Raw genomic sequence first — 16,359 nt, forward strand, 5'->3', positions numbered from 1 at the left:
TGCCGGACCATGATCGTCAAGGCTTGCCGTGACGATGCGAATTTACTTCGCGCCCAGCGCCAGTTTGGCGACTTGTGGCGCAGGCTGGTAGCCCGGAATGACCTGACCGTCGGCCAAAACGATGGCCGGTGTGCCGTTCACGCCGATGGACTGACCGAGGGCGAACTGTTTGGAAACCGGGTTATCGCACTTGGCGGCCTTGATTTCCTTGCCGTCGACCATTTTGTCCATGGCCGCTTTCTTGTCTTTCGAGCACCACACCGCTTGCAGTTGCTCGTCACCCGGCGAGCCCAGGCCCTGGCGCGGGAACGCGACGTAGCGCACTTCGATGCCGCGCTTGTTCAGCTCAGGTACTTCGGCGTGCAGCTTGTGGCAATACGGGCAGGTGGTGTCGGTGAATACGGTGATGTGCGACTTGGTTTCGCCAATGGCCGGGTAGACGACGGTTTCGGCAACCGGGATGGCGTTGATCAGCCTGGAGATGCCCAGGCGTTCGGTCTTCTCGGTCAGGTTGACCGGCTTGCCGTCCTTGAGATCGAACAGGTAGCCCTGGACCACGTACTGGCCGTCGGCGCTGGCGTACAGCACACGGCTGCCCTTGAGTTTGACTTCATACAGGCCTGGCAACGGGCTGGCGGTGATGGTCTCTACCGGCACTTCGAGCTGGAGGTTTTCCAGGCTTTTACGAATGGCTTTGTCGGCCGCGTCATCGGCGACGGCAAAGGTGCTGACCAACGCAATGGCTGCGGCGGCGAAAATCTGGGTCAGACGCATGAGAACTCCTGAAGGCGAACATATGGGACGATCAGAACGCCCGTGCCGAAACACCGGGTCATAACCGCCCATCGTGCAAACCGGCCCAGCCTATCACATAAGGTCCGCATGGCCGAATGCACCTGATGCAAGACATTTGTGGCTCCCACAGGTTCTGCATCAACCTCTGGGATGGTGTTTGGCATGCAGGTCCTGCAACCGTGCCCTGGCAACATGGGTATAGATCTGCGTCGTCGACAAATCGCTGTGCCCCAGCAGCATCTGCACCACCCGCAGGTCTGCGCCGTGGTTGAGCAGGTGCGTGGCGAAGGCGTGGCGCAAGGTGTGGGGCGACAGCGACTTGCCGATCCCGGCCACCTTGGCCTGGTGCTTGATCCGGTGCCAGAAGGTCTGGCGGGTCATCTGCTCGCCACGCTGGCTCGGGAACAACACATCGCTGGGACGCCCGCCAAGCAGTTCGCCGCGGGCATCACGCATGTAGCGCTCGACCCAGACAATCGCCTCCTCGCCCATCGGCACCAGCCGCTCCTTGCTGCCCTTGCCCATCACTCGCAACACGCCTTGACGCAAATTGACTTGCTCCAGGGTGAGGCTGATCAGCTCGGTCACCCGCAAGCCACAGGCGTACAGCACTTCAAGCATGGCCCGGTCGCGCTGGCCAATGGGCTCGCTCAAATCAGGTGCCTTCAGCAAGGCTTCCACATCGGTCTCGGACAGGGACTTTGGCAGCGGCCTGCCGAGTTGCGGCATATCAATCCGTAGCGTTGGATCGACGGCAATCATCTTTTCCCGCAACAGATAGCGATAGAAGCCACGCACACCCGAGAGAAATCGCGCCGTGGAACGAGGCTTGTAGTTTTGCTCCAGGCGCCAGGCCAGGTGGTCGAGTATCAACTCGCGCCCGGCATTGACCAACTCCAGTCCTTTGTCCTGTAGCCAGCCGTTGAACAGCGCCAGGTCACTGCGATAGGCATCGCGGGTGTTATCGGAAAGGCCTTTCTCCAGCCACAGGGCGTCGAGGAATTGGTCTATCAGCGGGTGATCGATGGCAGGCATGGGCACTCGAATCACGCAGCCTGGAGGCCGCGCACAAAATTAAAATTGGACATGGAAACGGCCGCTAGTCTTTCATAGGCCGCCAATTCAAGGAACAGGGAGCAGCAATGAGCGAGCAGCAGATTTTATTGGCATTTGGCGGAATAGGCGCGGCGGCGCTGCTTTGCCAATGGCTGGCCTGGCGCTTGAAACTGCCGGCGATTCTTTTTCTGCTGCTGACCGGTATCCTGGCCGGCCCCGTGCTGCACTTGCTCGACCCGCGGGAGATGTTCGGGCCACTGTTGATGCCCCTGGTGTCCCTGGCGGTGGCGCTGATCCTGTTCGAAGGCAGCCTGACACTGCATCTGTCCGAGTGGCGCGAAATCGGCAGCGTCGTCCATCGCCTGGTCACCATTGGCGCCCTCTCTACCTGGGTGGTCATTGCTGTCGCCACTCACTGGCTGCTGGATTTCGACTGGATGCTGGCCATCCTGTTCGGCAGTCTGACCCTGGTGACCGGGCCGACCGTGATCGTACCGATGCTGCGCGTCGTGCGCCCGAAAGCGTCGATTGCCAACATCCTGCGCTGGGAAGGCATTGCCATCGACCCCATCGGGGCCTTGCTGGCGGTGGTCGTCTATAGCTTCATCATCGCCAGCTCCGAAGGTAACGGCCTCAAGGAAAGCCTGCTGACCTTCGGTGGCGTGATCTTGTGCGGCAGCCTGTTCGGTGTTTTTGGTGGCTGGTTGCTCGGCACCCTGATTCGCCGCCAGTGGCTGCCGGAATACCTGCACAACCTGGCAGCGCTCGCGGCAGTACTGGGTATTTTCATTGGCTCCAACGAAGTCACCAACGAATCCGGATTGCTGGCCGTGACCTTGATGGGCATGTGGCTGGCCAACATGAAAGGCGTGGACGTGCGGCACATCCTGCACTTCAAGGAGAACCTCAGCGTGCTGCTGATCTCCGGCCTGTTCATTCTGCTGGCGGCCCGGCTGGACCTGAACGCCATGATCAGCCTCGGGCCACTGGTGCTGATTCTGCTGCTGGTCATTCAGTTCATCGCCCGCCCTTTGAATGTGCTGCTGAGCACGGCGGGCTCCAGCCTGGGTTGGCGCGAGCGAGCGCTGCTGGCATGGATTGCCCCAAGGGGCATCGTGGCAGCGGCGGTGTCGGCCATCTTCGCCATTCGCCTGCATGAGGCCGGTCATCAGGGAGCGTTGCTGCTGGTGCCGCTCACCTTTGCGGTGATCATCGGCACGGTGGTGTTGCAAAGCGCGACGGCACGACCGCTGGCTCGCCTGTTGAAGGTAGCGGAACCGGCACCGAGCGGTTTCCTGATCATCGGCGCCAACGGGCCTGCGCGCACACTGGGCAAGGCACTGCAACAACTGGGCAGCCGGGTGCTGCTGACGGATTCGAGCTGGGAAAACATTAGTGCAGCGCGGATGGAAGGCTTGTCGACCTATTTTGGCAACCCGGCGTCGCAACATGCCGATGCGCACCTGGACCTGGTCGGCCTCGGGCATTTACTGGCGCTGTCACCCTCCGGCGAGATGAACACCCTGGCGCTGATGCGCTTTCGACATGAACTGGGCCATCAGCGCATGTTCGGCCTGGCCAGTGGCCAGGAAAACCGCCGCACCGACAAGCACCGCACCAGCCTGGAACATCGCGGCAATCAATTGGGCAGCGAAGCGCTGACCTACGCCAAACTCGCCAGCCAGCTGAGCCAGGGCGCCGAACTGTACAGCACAACGTTGACGGATGGTTTCAGCTGGGACGACTACCGCGCGCTGCATGGCGAGCGTGCGACCTTGTTGTTCGTGCGCGACGACAGCGGTTGGGTGCATGTAGTGACGCCAGACAGCACGATCAAGCCCGCAGCGGGGTGGACGTTGTTGGCGTTGATTCAGCCAGAGACTCAGCAATCCTGAATCGCTGAAAGATCGCAGCCTCCAGGGCCACGCGTATTTGTGGGAGCGAGCCTGCTCGCGAAAAACGTCTGGATAACGCGGCCATCCAGAAAGGACGCGTTATCGTTGACGTCCATCGCGAGCAGGCTCGCTCCTACAGGGTTTCGCGCAGACCCTGGCCATCATCAAATCGCAGACAACAAAAAAGCAGCCCGCAGGCTGCTTTTTTTTGCATCGGAAGCTGGACTTAAGCCAGTTTTTCCTTGATGCGAGCTGCTTTACCCGACAGGTCACGCAGGTAGTACAGCTTGGCTTTACGTACGTCACCGCGACGCTTGACAGCCATGCTGTCGATTTGCGGGGAGTAGGTCTGGAAAGTACGCTCTACGCCAACACCGTTGGAGATTTTACGAACGGTGAATGCACTGTTTACGCCGCGGTTACGCTTGGCGATAACAACACCTTCGAACGCTTGCAGACGCGAACGGTCGCCTTCCTTCACTTTCACCTGAACGACAATGGTGTCGCCCGGGGCAAAGGTAGGGATCTCTTTGGTCATCTGCTCTGCTTCGAGTGCAAGGATGATTTTGTTAGTCATGCTGTGCTCCTAAGGTAAATCGTCGGATCTACCATCGATACGTTGTTAACTATCGTCCCGCTCGCGGATGTATTCCTCGAGCAGCTTCTTCTCTTCTCCAGAAAGCGAGCGGCTTTCCAGAAGATCGGCGCGTCGTTCAAAGGTCCGACCAAGGGACTGCTGTAAACGCCAACGCCGGATGTGCGCGTGATTGCCACTTAGCAATACGTCGGGAACACGCTGATCCGCATACACCTCCGGTCGGGTGTAGTGCGGGCAATCCAGCAAACCATCCGTAAAGGAATCTTCCTCGGCGGAGTCCGCATGCCCTAAAGCTCCAGGCAGCAGTCGTGTAACCGCATCGATCAGGACCATCGCCGGCAGCTCGCCGCCAGACAGTACATAGTCGCCAATCGACCACTCTTCATCGACATGAGCATCAATAAAACGCTCGTCAATGCCTTCATAGCGGCCGGCAATCAGGATCAATGCATCCAGATTCGCCAACTCGCGTACCGCCGACTGATTCAGTTGACGGCCTTGGGGGGACAGGTAAATTACCTTCGCCGCCTCCCCGGCTGCTGCCTTGGCCTGAACCAGAGCATCTTCCAGGGGCTTGATCTTCATCACCATGCCCGGACCACCGCCAAACGGGCGATCGTCCACAGTGTGATGTCGATCCGTCGTGTAGTCTCGCGGATTCCAACAGGTGAGCTGCAAGAGCCCCTGTTTCACCGCCCGACTGGTGATGCCGTACTCGCTGATGGCGGAGAACATCTCGGGAAACAGACTGATCACTTCTACGCGCAGGTTAGCCACGTTTAGAAATCCGCATCCCATTCCACCTTCATCTCGCCTGCGGCAAGGTCGACAGCCAACACGCATTGCTCCGTATAGGGCAATAGGCGCTCGCGATCATCCAGGCTGCCAGCGCAAGGCTTGACCACCATTACATCATTGGCGCCGGTTTCCAGAAGATGATCGATTTTCCCGAGCAATTGCCCGAGTTGATCAATAACCTTCAGACCTTCCAGCTGGTACCAGTAGTACTCGCCGTCGGTCAATTCAGGGAACAGGTTGCGCGGCACACAGATCTCATAACCAGCCAGAAGACGAGCTTCTTCACGATCATCAAGACCCTTGAGCTTCGCGACCAGGAACTTGTCGTTCCCACGTCCGCTGACCAGCTCGACCTGTTTCACATTGCCTTCGCGCTTGAGCGTCCAGGTTTTGTACTGCAACAGGTTTTCAGTCGGATCAGTAAAGGAATACACCTTCACCTCGCCGCGAACGCCATGAACAGAATAAATTTTGCCAATAACGATCAAATCATCGGCAACAGCTGGCGTCGCGTTCATATTGCTCAGGCCGCAGCCTTGGCAGATTCCTTCAACAACTGAGCAACGCGCTCAGAAGGTTGTGCACCAACGCTCAGCCAGTAGGCTACGCGCTCTTGGTTCACGGACAGACGAACTTCCTGACCACGGGCAACAGGGTTGAAGTAGCCAACCTGTTCCTTGTGCGAACCGTCGCGCGGGTTGCGGCTGTCGGTTACGGTCAAGTGGTAAAACGGGCGCTTTTTGGAGCCGCCAAGGGCAAGACGGATTGTTAGCATGTGAACATCGTTCCTGTAGTCGGTGCTGCAAATCTAAAGGCACAGCGGGCATGGGTGCCCGAAAGGCCGCATATTCTAAGGAATATCCGGACTTTTGCAAATGACTTTTTCCGGCGGTCTATCGGCCGCCATGCAGATTTGCTATAGAGCCGTCGTTGAAAACGGCCGGTCAGCTCCCGCCAAGTGCGGGTTTGCTGTGTATCCCACGTCCGTGTGGGGCAGCGCCGACCTGATGGCCGGCGCGGATTCGTGTGTCCTTTCTCGCCAAAACTGAACAGTATTGGCGTGAAAGGACACTATATTTTCGGCATGCCACCGCCGGGCAACATTCCGCCCATGCCGCGCATCATCTTGGCCATTCCGCCTTTCGCGGAGAATTTCTTCATCATCTTCTGCATCTGCTTGTGCTGCTTGATCAAGCGGCCGATGTCCTGCACCTGGGTGCCGGAACCCATGGCGATCCGGCGCTTGCGCGAACCGCTGATCATCTCAGGGTCGCGGCGCTCGGCCGGGGTCATGGAGTTGATGATGGCTTCCATCTGCTTGAATTGTTTCTCTGCCGCGCCTTGGGCGTTGCCCATCTGCGCCAGATTCACGCCACCCATGTTCGGCAGCTTGTCCATGAGCCCGCCGAGGCCGCCCATGTTCTTCATCTGTTGCAGCTGGTCGCGGAAGTCTTCGAGGTCGAAGCCCTTGCCCTTCTTTAATTTCTTCGCAAGCTTGTCGGCCTTGTCCTTGTCGAGGGTCGCTTCCGCCTGCTCGATCAGGCTGAGCACGTCGCCCATGCCGAGGATGCGCGAGGCGATACGCTCAGGGTGGAACGGATCGAGTGCTTCGCTCTTCTCGCCCATACCGATGAACTTGATCGGCTTGCCGGTGATGGCGCGCACCGAAAGCGCGGCACCGCCACGGGCGTCGCCGTCGACCTTGGTCAGGATCACACCGGTCAGCGGCAATGCATCACCGAAGGCCTTGGCCGTGTTGGCGGCGTCCTGACCGGTCATGGCGTCGACCACGAACAGGGTTTCGACCGGATTGATCGCGGCATGCAGCGCCTTGATCTCGCCCATCATCTCTTCATCGATGTGCAGGCGACCGGCGGTATCGACGATGACCACGTCGATGAATTTGAGTTTCGCTTCCTTGATAGCCGCTTGCGCGATCTCGACCGGCTTCTGGCTCAGGTCGGACGGGAAGAAGGTAACGCCGACTTCACCGGCAAGCATTTCCAACTGTTTGATCGCCGCTGGACGATAAACGTCGGCGGACACGACCATGACCGTCTTCTTCTTGCGCTCTTTAAGGAAGCGCGCAAGCTTGCCGGCGGTGGTGGTTTTACCCGCGCCCTGCAAACCGGCCATCAGGATGACCGCTGGCGGTACGGCGCTCAGGTTCAAATCTTCGTTGGCCGCGCCCATCAGGCTTTCAAGTTCGGCCTGGACGATCTTCACGAAGGCCTGGCCCGGCGTCAGGCTGCGCGACACCTCGGTGCCTACGGCGCGTTCCTTGACCGAATTGACGAAGTCCTTGACCACCGGCAGGGCGACGTCGGCTTCGAGCAACGCCATGCGCACTTCACGCAGGGTGTCTTTGATGTTGTCTTCAGTCAGCTTGGCCTTGCCGGTGACATGGCGCAGCGTCTGCGAGAGACGGTCGGTTAAGTTTTCAAACATTGCGCGATCCTTTCAGGCCCTGTGTAGACCGGGATAATGGCGGCCCGGACCGGACTAAACGTGTGCTCGGCGAGCCTGCGGCGTGGGCAGGTCGCGGATTATAGCGAAGACTGTGGCCGGCGGACACCTCGCTGTCAGGTTGCGCGGTCTTTCGTGCGGTGGGGGTTCTATGCCAAACTCAGCGACTTTCGGGCTTGCCTAACAGGATTTATGCTCCCCTTGTCACCCAGCTTGCTAACTACCCTCGCCGCCGCCTGCTTGTATGCCGCTGCGACCATTTACCAGGGCACTCGCCTGGCGTCCGGCGCCAAGGTCAACAAACGCCTGCTGGTCATGCTCGGCGTGCTCGCCGTATTGGCCCACAGCGTCAGCCTGCTCACCCACCTGCTGACCCCGACCGGCCTGGCCCTGGACTTCTTCAGTGCCGCCAGCCTGATTGCCGTGGCGGTCATCGCACTGACCCTGCTGGCCTGTTCGCGGATTCCCGTAGAGAACCTGCTGGTCCTGCTGCTCCCCCTTGGAGCCCTGACCGTGATGCTGGCGCATTTCGCCCCCGCCGGTACGGTACAGGTCATCGATGAGGAGCCTGGCATCCTCGCCCACATCCTGCTTTCGATCCTGGCCTATGGCATGTTCACCATCGCGGTGTTCCAGTCCTTGCTGCTGCTGATTCAAGACCACCAGCTCAAGCACAAGCACCCCTCCGGGCTGATCAAGAACTTCCCGCCGCTGCAAACCATGGAAAGCCTGCTGTTCGGTTTCCTCTGGGCCGGCTGGACGCTGTTGTCGCTCTCGCTGATTTCCGGCTGGCTGTTCGTCGAAAACCTGTTCGCCCAGCATCTGGTGCACAAAACCCTGCTGGCCTGCCTGGCCTGGATCGTTTTCAGCGTGCTGCTGTGGGGACGCAATCGCCTTGGCTGGCGCGGGCACAAAGCCATTCGCTGGACCCTGGCCGGTTTTTGCCTGTTGATGCTGGCGTATTTCGGCAGCAAGCTGGTTCGTGAATACATCCTGCATATCTGACGGGCGGCATTAATGGACGACTTGCCCATAGGGCCGATGCTCGCGGTACTGACCCTGCTGGTTTTATGGTCGGGGCTGTTTACCGCCATCGAAGCGGCGCACCAGCATTTGCTGGCCCAGCGCACCGCAACGCGTTCCAGCGACAAACCGGTGGCGAAACTCAGCTTTCCCTTGGCCAGCCTGATCTTTTGCAACACCCTGTGCCGTGCGCTGGTGGTGGTCATCAGTACCTTGCTGGCCATTTTCACCTGGGCCGAGAACGGCCCGTGGGTCGCCTGCCTCGGAGCGGGCGCCATGTTGCTGGTGTTTTCCGACTACTTGCCACGTGCCCTCGCCACTCGCTATCCGGATGCGATCCTGGCCCAGGGCAACAACCTGCTGCGGCTACCGCTGAAAATCATCTATCCCGCGGCATGGCTGCTCAATAGCATCAGCCAGTTGCTGACACGGCCATTCGCCCGCAAGGCCAAAGTGGTGCAACAGAGTGAGGACGAAACGCTGACGGAGCGGCATGCGCCCTCTGAAACCGCAAGCCGCCCTCACCCGCTGCCAGGCATCCACGCGCTGGACAACATCACCGTCAATGACATCCTGGTACCGCGCAGCGACGTGGACGGCATCAATCTCGATGACTCCATCGAAGAAATCATCGAACAATTGCGCCACAACAGGCGCACGCGCCTGCCGGTGTTCCACAGTGATATCAACCAGGTCGAAGCCGTCCTCAACACCCGACACATCCTTCACCTGCTGCCCGATGCGAGCCTGACCCGGGAAGCGTTGCTGGCGGCCAGCCACGAGCCGTACTTCGTGCCGGAAAGCACCCCGTTGCAGCTGCAACTGCTCAATTTCCACAAGCAGCAGCGGCGCCTGGGCATGGTAGTCGACGAATACGGCGAAGTGCTGGGCATCGTCACCCTGGAAGACATTCTCGAAGAAATCGTCGGCGAGTTCGAAAGCCAGCAGAGCCTGGACAATCCGCACATTCATCCGCAAGCCGACGGGCGCCTGGTGATCGACGGTGCCGCGTCCATTCGCGAGCTGAACAAGAGCCTCGGCTGGCACCTGCCCAGCGATGGCCCGAAAACCCTGAACGGCCTGGTCACCGAGGCGCTGGAAACCATTCCCGAAAGCGCGGTGTGCCTGAAGATCGGCCGGTATCGCCTGGAAATTCTCGAGACCGAGGACAACCGTGTCACGCGGGTGCTGATCTGGCAGACCAGCTCGATGCCTGTGGTTATCTAACTATCGGGCAAGTCTTTTGTGGCCACTCAAGCCACTTGTTCGATCGTTAGCCACCTTTCTATAATCGTAGCGCTTACCCAAGCCTCGCCGGCCCCCGTGCTTACCCCGCACTTCGCAGCTTCCGGCCCGTCCACCCGCAAAGTCCGTAACAAACCGACGACTGTTCCTACCTTGAACAGCGACCGTGCCTCCACCCACATCCCTGGGTTCTCGACCATAATAATTCGCTCCACTGGAGCACATGACAGTCAGGGATAACCGCATGACGACCAGCACGAGCTACAGCGACTCCACACCTGCGCAACCGACGAACTCCGCCACCCGCGTGGCCACCGCAAGCTTCATCGGCACCGCCATCGAGTTCTACGACTTCTACGTCTACGCCACCGCCGCCGCGCTGGTGATCGGTCCGGTGTTCTTTCCGCAGACATCCGGCACCGCCCAGATGCTTTCTGCGTTTCTCACGTTCGGCATCGCCTTCCTTGCGCGCCCCCTGGGTTCGGCCCTTTTCGGTCACTTCGGCGACCGTATCGGCCGCAAGTCGACCCTGGTCGCCTCGCTGCTGCTGATGGGCGTCTGTACCACGCTGATCGGCGTGTTGCCAGGATACGACAGCATTGGCGCCTGGGCACCGATCCTGCTTTGCGTCCTGCGCTTCGGCCAGGGCCTTGGATTGGGCGGTGAATGGGGTGGCGCGGCATTGCTGGCCACGGAGAACGCGCCCAAAGGCAAGCGTGCGTGGTTCGGCATGTTCCCGCAGCTGGGTCCATCCATCGGTTTTCTGGCGGCCAATGGCCTGTTCCTGACTTTGGCCGTGGCACTGGACGACGAACAGTTCCGCTCATGGGGCTGGCGTATTCCGTTCCTGCTCAGCGCCGCACTGGTGATGGTCGGCCTGTACGTTCGCCTCAAGCTGCATGAGACCCCGGTATTCGCCAACGCCATGGCGCGCCAGGAACGCGTGAAGATCCCGCTGTTCGAACTGTTCGGCCAATACTGGTTGCCCGTCTTGCTGGGTGCCGGCGCGATGGTCGTGTGCTACGCGCTGTTTTACATCTCCACCGTATTTTCCCTGAGTTACGGCGTGGCAACGCTCGGCTACAGCCGCGAAACCTTCCTCGGCCTGCTGTGCTTCGCGGTGCTGTTCATGGCTGCCGCCACCCCGCTGTCGGCCTGGGCCAGCGACCGTTACGGGCGCAAGCCGGTGTTGATCATCGGCGGTGTGCTGGCGATCCTGTCCGGTTTCCTCATGGAGCCATTGCTGACCCAAGGTTCGACCTGGGGTGTGGCGCTGTTCCTGTGCATCGAACTGTTTCTGATGGGCGTGACGTTTGCGCCGATGGGTGCGCTGTTGCCGGAGCTGTTCCCCACCCACGTGCGCTACACCGGCGCCTCGGCGGCCTACAACCTGGGCGGTATCGTCGGTGCTTCGGCGGCACCGTTCTTCGCGCAGAAGCTGGTTGCGATGGGGGGGTTGAGTTATGTCGGCGGGTACGTGTCCGGGGCAGCGGTGTTGAGTTTGATTGCCGTGCTGTGCCTGAAAGAAACTCGACATAACGATTTGAATCGCGTCGCCTGACAGATTGCTATCGCGAGCAGGCTCGCTCCCACAGGGAGATGTATCCCTGTGGGTCGATTTGTCACAACTTTTCCCCCACCCATTGTCACCTCGCTCTACGCGCATCGGCTCATCCCCGCTATACTTCCCGGCTTTTCCTGAATAAATGCCAATAGGGTCCCGCCGCGCATGGATAAGACCTACCAGCCGCACGCCATTGAAACTTCCTGGTACAACACCTGGGAGTCAGAGAATTACTTCGCCCCGCAAGGCGCGGGCGAGTCCTACACCATCATGATCCCGCCGCCGAACGTCACCGGCAGCCTGCACATGGGTCACGGCTTTAACAACGCGATCATGGACGCCCTGATCCGTTTCCGCCGCATGCAGGGTCGCAACACCCTGTGGCAGCCGGGTACCGACCACGCCGGTATCGCCACGCAGATGCTGGTAGAGCGTCAGCTCGAAGCCAAGGGCCAGAGCCGCCATGACCTGGGCCGCGAGAAATTCCTCGAGAAAGTCTGGGAATGGAAAGATGAGTCCGGTGGCAACATCAGCCGCCAGATCCGTCGCCTCGGTTCGTCCGTAGATTGGAGCCGCGAGCGTTTCACCATGGACGACGGCCTCTCGGAAGCCGTTAAAGAAGCTTTCGTACGCCTGCACGAAGACGGCCTGATCTACCGTGGCAAGCGCCTGGTCAACTGGGACACCAAGCTGCACACGGCGATTTCCGACCTCGAAGTGGAGAACCACGACGAGAAAGGTTTCCTGTGGAACCTGAAATACCCGCTGGCCGACGGCGCCAAGACTGCTGAAGGCAACGATTTCCTGATCGTCGCGACCACTCGCCCGGAAACCATGCTCGGCGACTCCGCCGTGGCCGTTAACCCGAACGATGAACGCTACAAAGCCCTGATCGGCCAATTTGTCGAGCTGCCACTGGTTGGCCGCCGCATCCCGATCATCGCCGACGATTACTGCGACCCCGAATTCGGCACCGGCTGCGTGAAAATCACTCCGGCCCACGACTTCAACGACTATGAAGTCGGCAAGCGTCACAACCTGCCGCTGCTGAACATCTTCGACAAGAACGCCGCCGTTCTTCCAGCGTGCCAGGTGTTCAACCTCGACGGCACGCTGAACGAAAGCATCGACGGCAAGATCCCGGCCGAATACGCCGGTCTCGACCGCTTCGAAGCGCGCAAGCAGATCGTGGCCGCGTTCGACTCTATCGGCCTGCTGGTCAGCGTTGACGATCACGCCCTGAAAGTACCGAAAGGCGACCGCTCCGGCACTGTCATCGAGCCTTGGCTGACCGACCAGTGGTACGTGTCCACCAAACCTTTGGCCGAGCCTGCGATCGCCGCCGTTGAAGACGGTCGTATCCAGTTCGTGCCGAAACAGTACGAAAACATGTACTTCTCGTGGATGCGCGACATCCAGGACTGGTGCATCAGCCGTCAGTTGTGGTGGGGCCACCGGATTCCGGCCTGGTACGACGAATCGGGCAAGGTCTATGTCGGTCGCGACGAGGCCGAAGTGCGCGCCAGGCACAACCTCGGCCCGGACGTTGCGCTGCAACAGGACAACGACGTTCTCGACACCTGGTTCAGCTCGGGCCTGTGGACGTTCTCCACTCTCGGCTGGCCGGAAAAAACCGAGTTCCTGAAGAAATTCCACTCCACCGACGTCCTGGTGACCGGCTTCGACATCATTTTCTTCTGGGTTGCCCGGATGATCATGCTCACCATGCATTTGGTGAAAAACGAAGACGGCACGCCGCAGGTTCCGTTCAAGACCGTGTATGTGCACGGCCTGGTGCGTGACGGCCAGGGCCAGAAGATGTCCAAGTCCAAGGGCAACGTCCTGGACCCGCTGGACATCATCGACGGCATCGAACTCGAAGCCCTGGTGCAGAAACGCACCTCCGGCATGATGCAGCCGAAACTGGCGAAGAAGATCGAAAAGCAGACCCGCGACGAGTTCGCCGAAGGCATCGCCAGCTACGGCACCGACGCCCTGCGCTTCACCTTCTGCTCGCTGGCGTCCACCGGCCGCGACATCAAGTTCGACATGGGTCGCGTCGAAGGCTATCGCAACTTCTGCAACAAAATCTGGAACGCGGCGCGCTACGTGCTGGACAAGGGCGAAGACTGCGGCCAGAACGGCGAAGCCTACGAGTTGTCGCTGGCTGACCGCTGGATCATCTCGCAGCTGCAACGCACTGAAGCCGAAGTGACCCGCCAACTCGATCAGTTCCGTTTCGACCTGGCCGCACAGGCCTTGTACGAGTTCATCTGGAACCAGTATTGCGACTGGTACCTGGAACTGTCCAAGCCTGTGCTGTGGGACGAAAACGCACCGGTCGAACGCCAGCGCGGCACCCGTCGCACCCTGGTGCGCGTACTGGAAGTCGCCCTGCGCCTGGCGCACCCGTTCATGCCGTTCATCACCGAAGAAATCTGGCAGCGCATCGCGCCGCTGGCCGGCATCGATGGCAAGACGATCATGCTGCAACCCTGGCCAGTGGCCAACGAAACGCGCATCGATCAGGCGGCCGAAGATGACATCGAATGGCTCAAGGGCCTGATGCTCGGCACTCGCAACATCCGTGGCGAAATGAACATCGGCCCGGGCAAACCCCTGCCGCTGTTCCTGAAGAACGTCAGCGCCGAGGATCAGCGTCGCCTGACCGAGAACGAAGCCCTGCTGAAGAAGCTGGCGCGCCTCGAATCGATCACCGTACTGGCTGCCGGCGAAGAAGCACCGCTGTCCGCCACCGCGCTGGTCGGGGAGATGGAAGTGCTGGTGCCAATGGCCGGCCTGATCGACAAAGGTGCGGAACTGGCGCGTCTGGACAAGGAAATCCAGCGTCTGCAAGGTGAAGTGCAACGAGTCGGCGGCAAGCTGTCCAACGCCGGTTTCGTTGACAAGGCCCCAGCCGAAGTCATCGAGAAAGAACGCGCCAAACTGGCCGAGGCCGAACAGGCCCTGGGCAAGCTGGCCGAGCAGCATGCGCGGATTGCCAGCCTGTAACGGCAGATCGCGATGAAAGAGGGAGGCCAACAATGGTCTCCCTTTTTTATGCCTTTCACTTTCCTGCATCCAATGCAGATCCCCTGTGGGAGCGAGCCTGCTCGCGATGGCGGTGTATCAATCACCGATGATGGCGACTGACCCACCGCATTCGCGAGCAGGCTCGCCCCCACATTTGATCGGTGTTGCCCCACAGATGTGGGACAATGCCCGCCACTTTCAGCCATACCCGAATCGACCACCGCCATGACCGCCCCCCGCTCCCCCAAGCCTGCGCGCAAAAAGCCTGCCCCGAAGACTCCGGCCACGGCCGTCGCCCCGAAGGAAAAGGCCAGCCTGCACCCGCGCAATCGCCATCAGGGTCGCTACGACTTTCCGACGCTGATCAAAAGCGCCCCGGAACTGAAGAAGTTCGTGATCATCAATCCGTACGGCAAGGAAAGCATCGACTTCGCCAGCCCGGAAGCCGTGCGGGTGTTCAATCGGGCGCTGCTCAAGTCATTCTATGGCATCGCTCACTGGGACATTCCGGCCGACTACCTGTGCCCACCGGTGCCAGGCCGTGCCGATTACGTGCACTTCCTCGCCGATCTGCTGGCCAGCAGCAATGACGGTGTGATTCCCCGTGGCGCCTGCGTGAAGGTGCTGGACATCGGAATGGGCGCCAACTGCGTGTATCCGCTGATCGGTTACAGCGACTATCGCTGGCAGTTCCTCGGTTCCGATATCGATGCGACCGCCATCGCCGCGGCGAAGGCCATCATTCAGTCCAATGGCCTGAACAAAGCGATCCAGGTACGCCAGCAGAGCAACCCCAAGCAGATCCTCACAGGCTTGCTGGAGAGCACTGAGCGCTTTGACCTGACCATGTGCAACCCGCCATTCCACGCCTCGCTGGACGAGGCTACGCGGGGTAGTACGCGCAAATGGCGCGCCTTGGGCAAAGCCGATCCGAAACGCAAGCTTCCGGTGTTGAACTTTGGCGGGCAAGCGGCGGAATTGTGGTGTGAGGGCGGGGAGGTGCGTTTCGTCACGCAACTGATCAGCGAGAGCGCGCACGTGGCACAACAGGTGCTGTGGTTCAGTACGCTGGTGTCGAAGGCGTCGAACCTGCCAGCGATCCAGACGGCCTTGAGCAAGGCTGGCGCACTGGACATTCAGGTGGTGGAAATGGGCCAGGGCCAAAAGCAGAGCCGCTTCGTCGCCTGGACCTTCCAGACCAAAGCGCAGCAACAGGCCTGGCGTGAGCGTTGGGCGCTCAAAAACTGAGTTAAATCAATTGTGGGAGCGAGCCTGCTCGCGAAAGCGCTGTGTCAGTCGAATTCGATGATACTGACACACCGTATTCGCGAGCAGGCTCGCTCCCACAATGGTTGCAGGTTGTTTGCGATAAATCGCAGACACAAAAAAACCGTGCCCGGATCGCTCCGGTGCACGGTTTTTTCTTAACAAGTCTTACTTGTTAACAGCGTCGGTCAGGCCTTTGGCCACAACCAGCTTGATCACTTTCTTGGCAGCGATTTCGATGGCAGCGCCAGTCGAAGGGTTACGGCCAGTACGGGCAGGACGCTCAGTCACTTTCAGTTTGCCGATACCTGGCAGAGTGATTTCGCCGCCGTTTTCCAGCTGATCGGCAACGATTTGGCCCAGTTGGTCCAGAGCGTTACGCGCGGTGGTTTTCGGCGCGTCGATAGCTTCAGCGATGTCGGCGATCAGTTGGTCTTTAGTAAGAGCCATTTAGTGTTCCTTCCCTATCAAATTCATATGGATTGCAGAGTGCAATGTCAGCCATCGAGCCCGATCTTCTGGATCTGGCACCCTCGGCCAAATAACCTCGGGATCGGGGTTATAGATACCGAAATCAGGGTTTGGTTCGACCTGACAAATGCTGACTGCACGCTTAACGC

At 59.9% G+C, this 16,359-nt stretch carries 14 protein-coding genes; 6 read left to right on the top strand and 8 right to left on the bottom strand.

Annotated elements, in window-relative coordinates; translation table 11 throughout:
- Nucleotides 1-42: 42 nt before the first annotated feature.
- Together dsbC and xerD are read right to left on the bottom strand one after the other, a co-directional pair.
- Complete coding sequence (gene dsbC / locus AC3ITA_RS23525; RefSeq protein ID WP_095943815.1) at nt 43-774, bottom strand: bifunctional protein-disulfide isomerase/oxidoreductase DsbC; 732 nt, start codon at nt 772-774, stop codon at nt 43-45.
- A gap of 159 nt (nt 775-933) precedes the next feature.
- The gene (gene xerD / locus AC3ITA_RS23530) at nt 934-1,830 is read right to left on the bottom strand and encodes a site-specific tyrosine recombinase XerD (protein WP_150672391.1); all 897 of its coding nucleotides are present in this window, start codon (nt 1,828-1,830) and stop codon (nt 934-936) included.
- A gap of 107 nt (nt 1,831-1,937) precedes the next feature.
- Between xerD and AC3ITA_RS23535 the strand changes: the two genes are divergently transcribed.
- Nucleotides 1,938-3,746, top strand: a complete 1,809-nt coding sequence (locus AC3ITA_RS23535) for a cation:proton antiporter (protein WP_489278471.1) — start codon at nt 1,938-1,940, stop codon at nt 3,744-3,746.
- A gap of 226 nt (nt 3,747-3,972) precedes the next feature.
- Here the strand turns inward: AC3ITA_RS23535 and rplS are convergent, their stop codons facing one another.
- From rplS to ffh, 5 genes are all read right to left on the bottom strand, one after another.
- Nucleotides 3,973-4,323 carry a 50S ribosomal protein L19 gene (rplS, locus tag AC3ITA_RS23540; RefSeq protein ID WP_003175895.1) on the bottom strand — a complete coding sequence of 117 codons (351 nt, stop codon included), beginning with the start codon at nt 4,321-4,323 and terminating at the stop codon, nt 3,973-3,975.
- 45 nt (nt 4,324-4,368) lie between these two features.
- On the bottom strand, nt 4,369-5,142 hold the full coding sequence (gene trmD, locus AC3ITA_RS23545; RefSeq protein WP_172435344.1) for a tRNA (guanosine(37)-N1)-methyltransferase TrmD: 774 nt from the start codon (nt 5,140-5,142) through the stop codon (nt 4,369-4,371).
- Nucleotides 5,124-5,660 (bottom strand): ribosome maturation factor RimM, encoded by a 537-nt coding sequence (rimM, locus tag AC3ITA_RS23550; RefSeq protein ID WP_008014731.1) that lies wholly within the window; start codon nt 5,658-5,660, stop codon nt 5,124-5,126. Before rimM ends, trmD begins: the two co-directional genes overlap by 19 nt.
- A gap of 5 nt (nt 5,661-5,665) precedes the next feature.
- The gene (gene rpsP, locus AC3ITA_RS23555) at nt 5,666-5,917 is read right to left on the bottom strand and encodes a 30S ribosomal protein S16 (RefSeq protein WP_007972721.1); all 252 of its coding nucleotides are present in this window, start codon (nt 5,915-5,917) and stop codon (nt 5,666-5,668) included.
- 296 nt (nt 5,918-6,213) lie between these two features.
- Nucleotides 6,214-7,590 (bottom strand): signal recognition particle protein, encoded by a 1,377-nt coding sequence (gene ffh / locus AC3ITA_RS23560; RefSeq protein ID WP_095943812.1) that lies wholly within the window; start codon nt 7,588-7,590, stop codon nt 6,214-6,216.
- Between the two features lie 210 nt (nt 7,591-7,800).
- On the opposite strand from ffh, the gene AC3ITA_RS23565 reads away from it, so the two are divergent.
- The 5 genes from AC3ITA_RS23565 (at nt 7,801) to rlmF (ending at nt 15,721) form a co-directional block, all read left to right on the top strand.
- A complete protein-coding gene (locus AC3ITA_RS23565) occupies nt 7,801-8,613 on the top strand; it encodes a cytochrome C assembly family protein (RefSeq protein ID WP_056726163.1) in 813 nt (270 codons plus the stop codon).
- A 12-nt stretch (nt 8,614-8,625) separates the two neighbouring features.
- Complete coding sequence (locus AC3ITA_RS23570; RefSeq protein WP_489278475.1) at nt 8,626-9,858, top strand: transporter associated domain-containing protein; 1,233 nt, start codon at nt 8,626-8,628, stop codon at nt 9,856-9,858.
- A 262-nt stretch (nt 9,859-10,120) separates the two neighbouring features.
- Nucleotides 10,121-11,437: an MFS transporter gene (locus AC3ITA_RS23575; RefSeq protein ID WP_489278477.1), complete on the top strand. Its 1,317-nt coding sequence runs from the start codon at nt 10,121-10,123 to the stop codon at nt 11,435-11,437.
- Between the two features lie 168 nt (nt 11,438-11,605).
- Nucleotides 11,606-14,452: a valine--tRNA ligase gene (locus AC3ITA_RS23580; RefSeq protein ID WP_150672393.1), complete on the top strand. Its 2,847-nt coding sequence runs from the start codon at nt 11,606-11,608 to the stop codon at nt 14,450-14,452.
- A 246-nt stretch (nt 14,453-14,698) separates the two neighbouring features.
- A complete protein-coding gene (gene rlmF / locus AC3ITA_RS23585; RefSeq protein WP_414929398.1) occupies nt 14,699-15,721 on the top strand; it encodes a 23S rRNA (adenine(1618)-N(6))-methyltransferase RlmF in 1,023 nt (340 codons plus the stop codon).
- Between the two features lie 186 nt (nt 15,722-15,907).
- Here the strand turns inward: rlmF and AC3ITA_RS23590 are convergent, their stop codons facing one another.
- Nucleotides 15,908-16,189, bottom strand: a complete 282-nt coding sequence (locus AC3ITA_RS23590; protein ID WP_007905514.1) for an HU family DNA-binding protein — start codon at nt 16,187-16,189, stop codon at nt 15,908-15,910.
- Nucleotides 16,190-16,359: the final 170 nt, after the last annotated feature.

The sequence above is a fragment of the Pseudomonas sp. GL_090 genome (assembly GCF_057837765.1).

What these genes read in the sequence shown, in the direction of transcription:
- AC3ITA_RS23580 (WP_150672393.1), top strand. Translation starts at nt 11,606, where the DNA reads ATGGATAAGACCTACCAGCCGCACGCCATTGAAACTTCCTGGTACAAC.
- rpsP (WP_007972721.1), bottom strand. Translation starts at nt 5,917, where the DNA reads ATGCTAACAATCCGTCTTGCCCTTGGCGGCTCCAAAAAGCGCCCGTTT.
- trmD (WP_172435344.1), bottom strand. Translation starts at nt 5,142, where the DNA reads ATGGGATGCGGATTTCTAAACGTGGCTAACCTGCGCGTAGAAGTGATC.
- AC3ITA_RS23590 (WP_007905514.1), bottom strand. Translation starts at nt 16,189, where the DNA reads ATGGCTCTTACTAAAGACCAACTGATCGCCGACATCGCTGAAGCTATC.
- rlmF (WP_414929398.1), top strand. Translation starts at nt 14,699, where the DNA reads ATGACCGCCCCCCGCTCCCCCAAGCCTGCGCGCAAAAAGCCTGCCCCG.
- rplS (WP_003175895.1), bottom strand. Translation starts at nt 4,323, where the DNA reads ATGACTAACAAAATCATCCTTGCACTCGAAGCAGAGCAGATGACCAAA.
- AC3ITA_RS23565 (WP_056726163.1), top strand. Translation starts at nt 7,801, where the DNA reads ATGCTCCCCTTGTCACCCAGCTTGCTAACTACCCTCGCCGCCGCCTGC.
- dsbC (WP_095943815.1), bottom strand. Translation starts at nt 774, where the DNA reads ATGCGTCTGACCCAGATTTTCGCCGCCGCAGCCATTGCGTTGGTCAGC.
- AC3ITA_RS23570 (WP_489278475.1), top strand. Translation starts at nt 8,626, where the DNA reads ATGGACGACTTGCCCATAGGGCCGATGCTCGCGGTACTGACCCTGCTG.
- AC3ITA_RS23535 (WP_489278471.1), top strand. Translation starts at nt 1,938, where the DNA reads ATGAGCGAGCAGCAGATTTTATTGGCATTTGGCGGAATAGGCGCGGCG.
- ffh (WP_095943812.1), bottom strand. Translation starts at nt 7,590, where the DNA reads ATGTTTGAAAACTTAACCGACCGTCTCTCGCAGACGCTGCGCCATGTC.
- xerD (WP_150672391.1), bottom strand. Translation starts at nt 1,830, where the DNA reads ATGCCTGCCATCGATCACCCGCTGATAGACCAATTCCTCGACGCCCTG.
- rimM (WP_008014731.1), bottom strand. Translation starts at nt 5,660, where the DNA reads ATGAACGCGACGCCAGCTGTTGCCGATGATTTGATCGTTATTGGCAAA.
- AC3ITA_RS23575 (WP_489278477.1), top strand. Translation starts at nt 10,121, where the DNA reads ATGACGACCAGCACGAGCTACAGCGACTCCACACCTGCGCAACCGACG.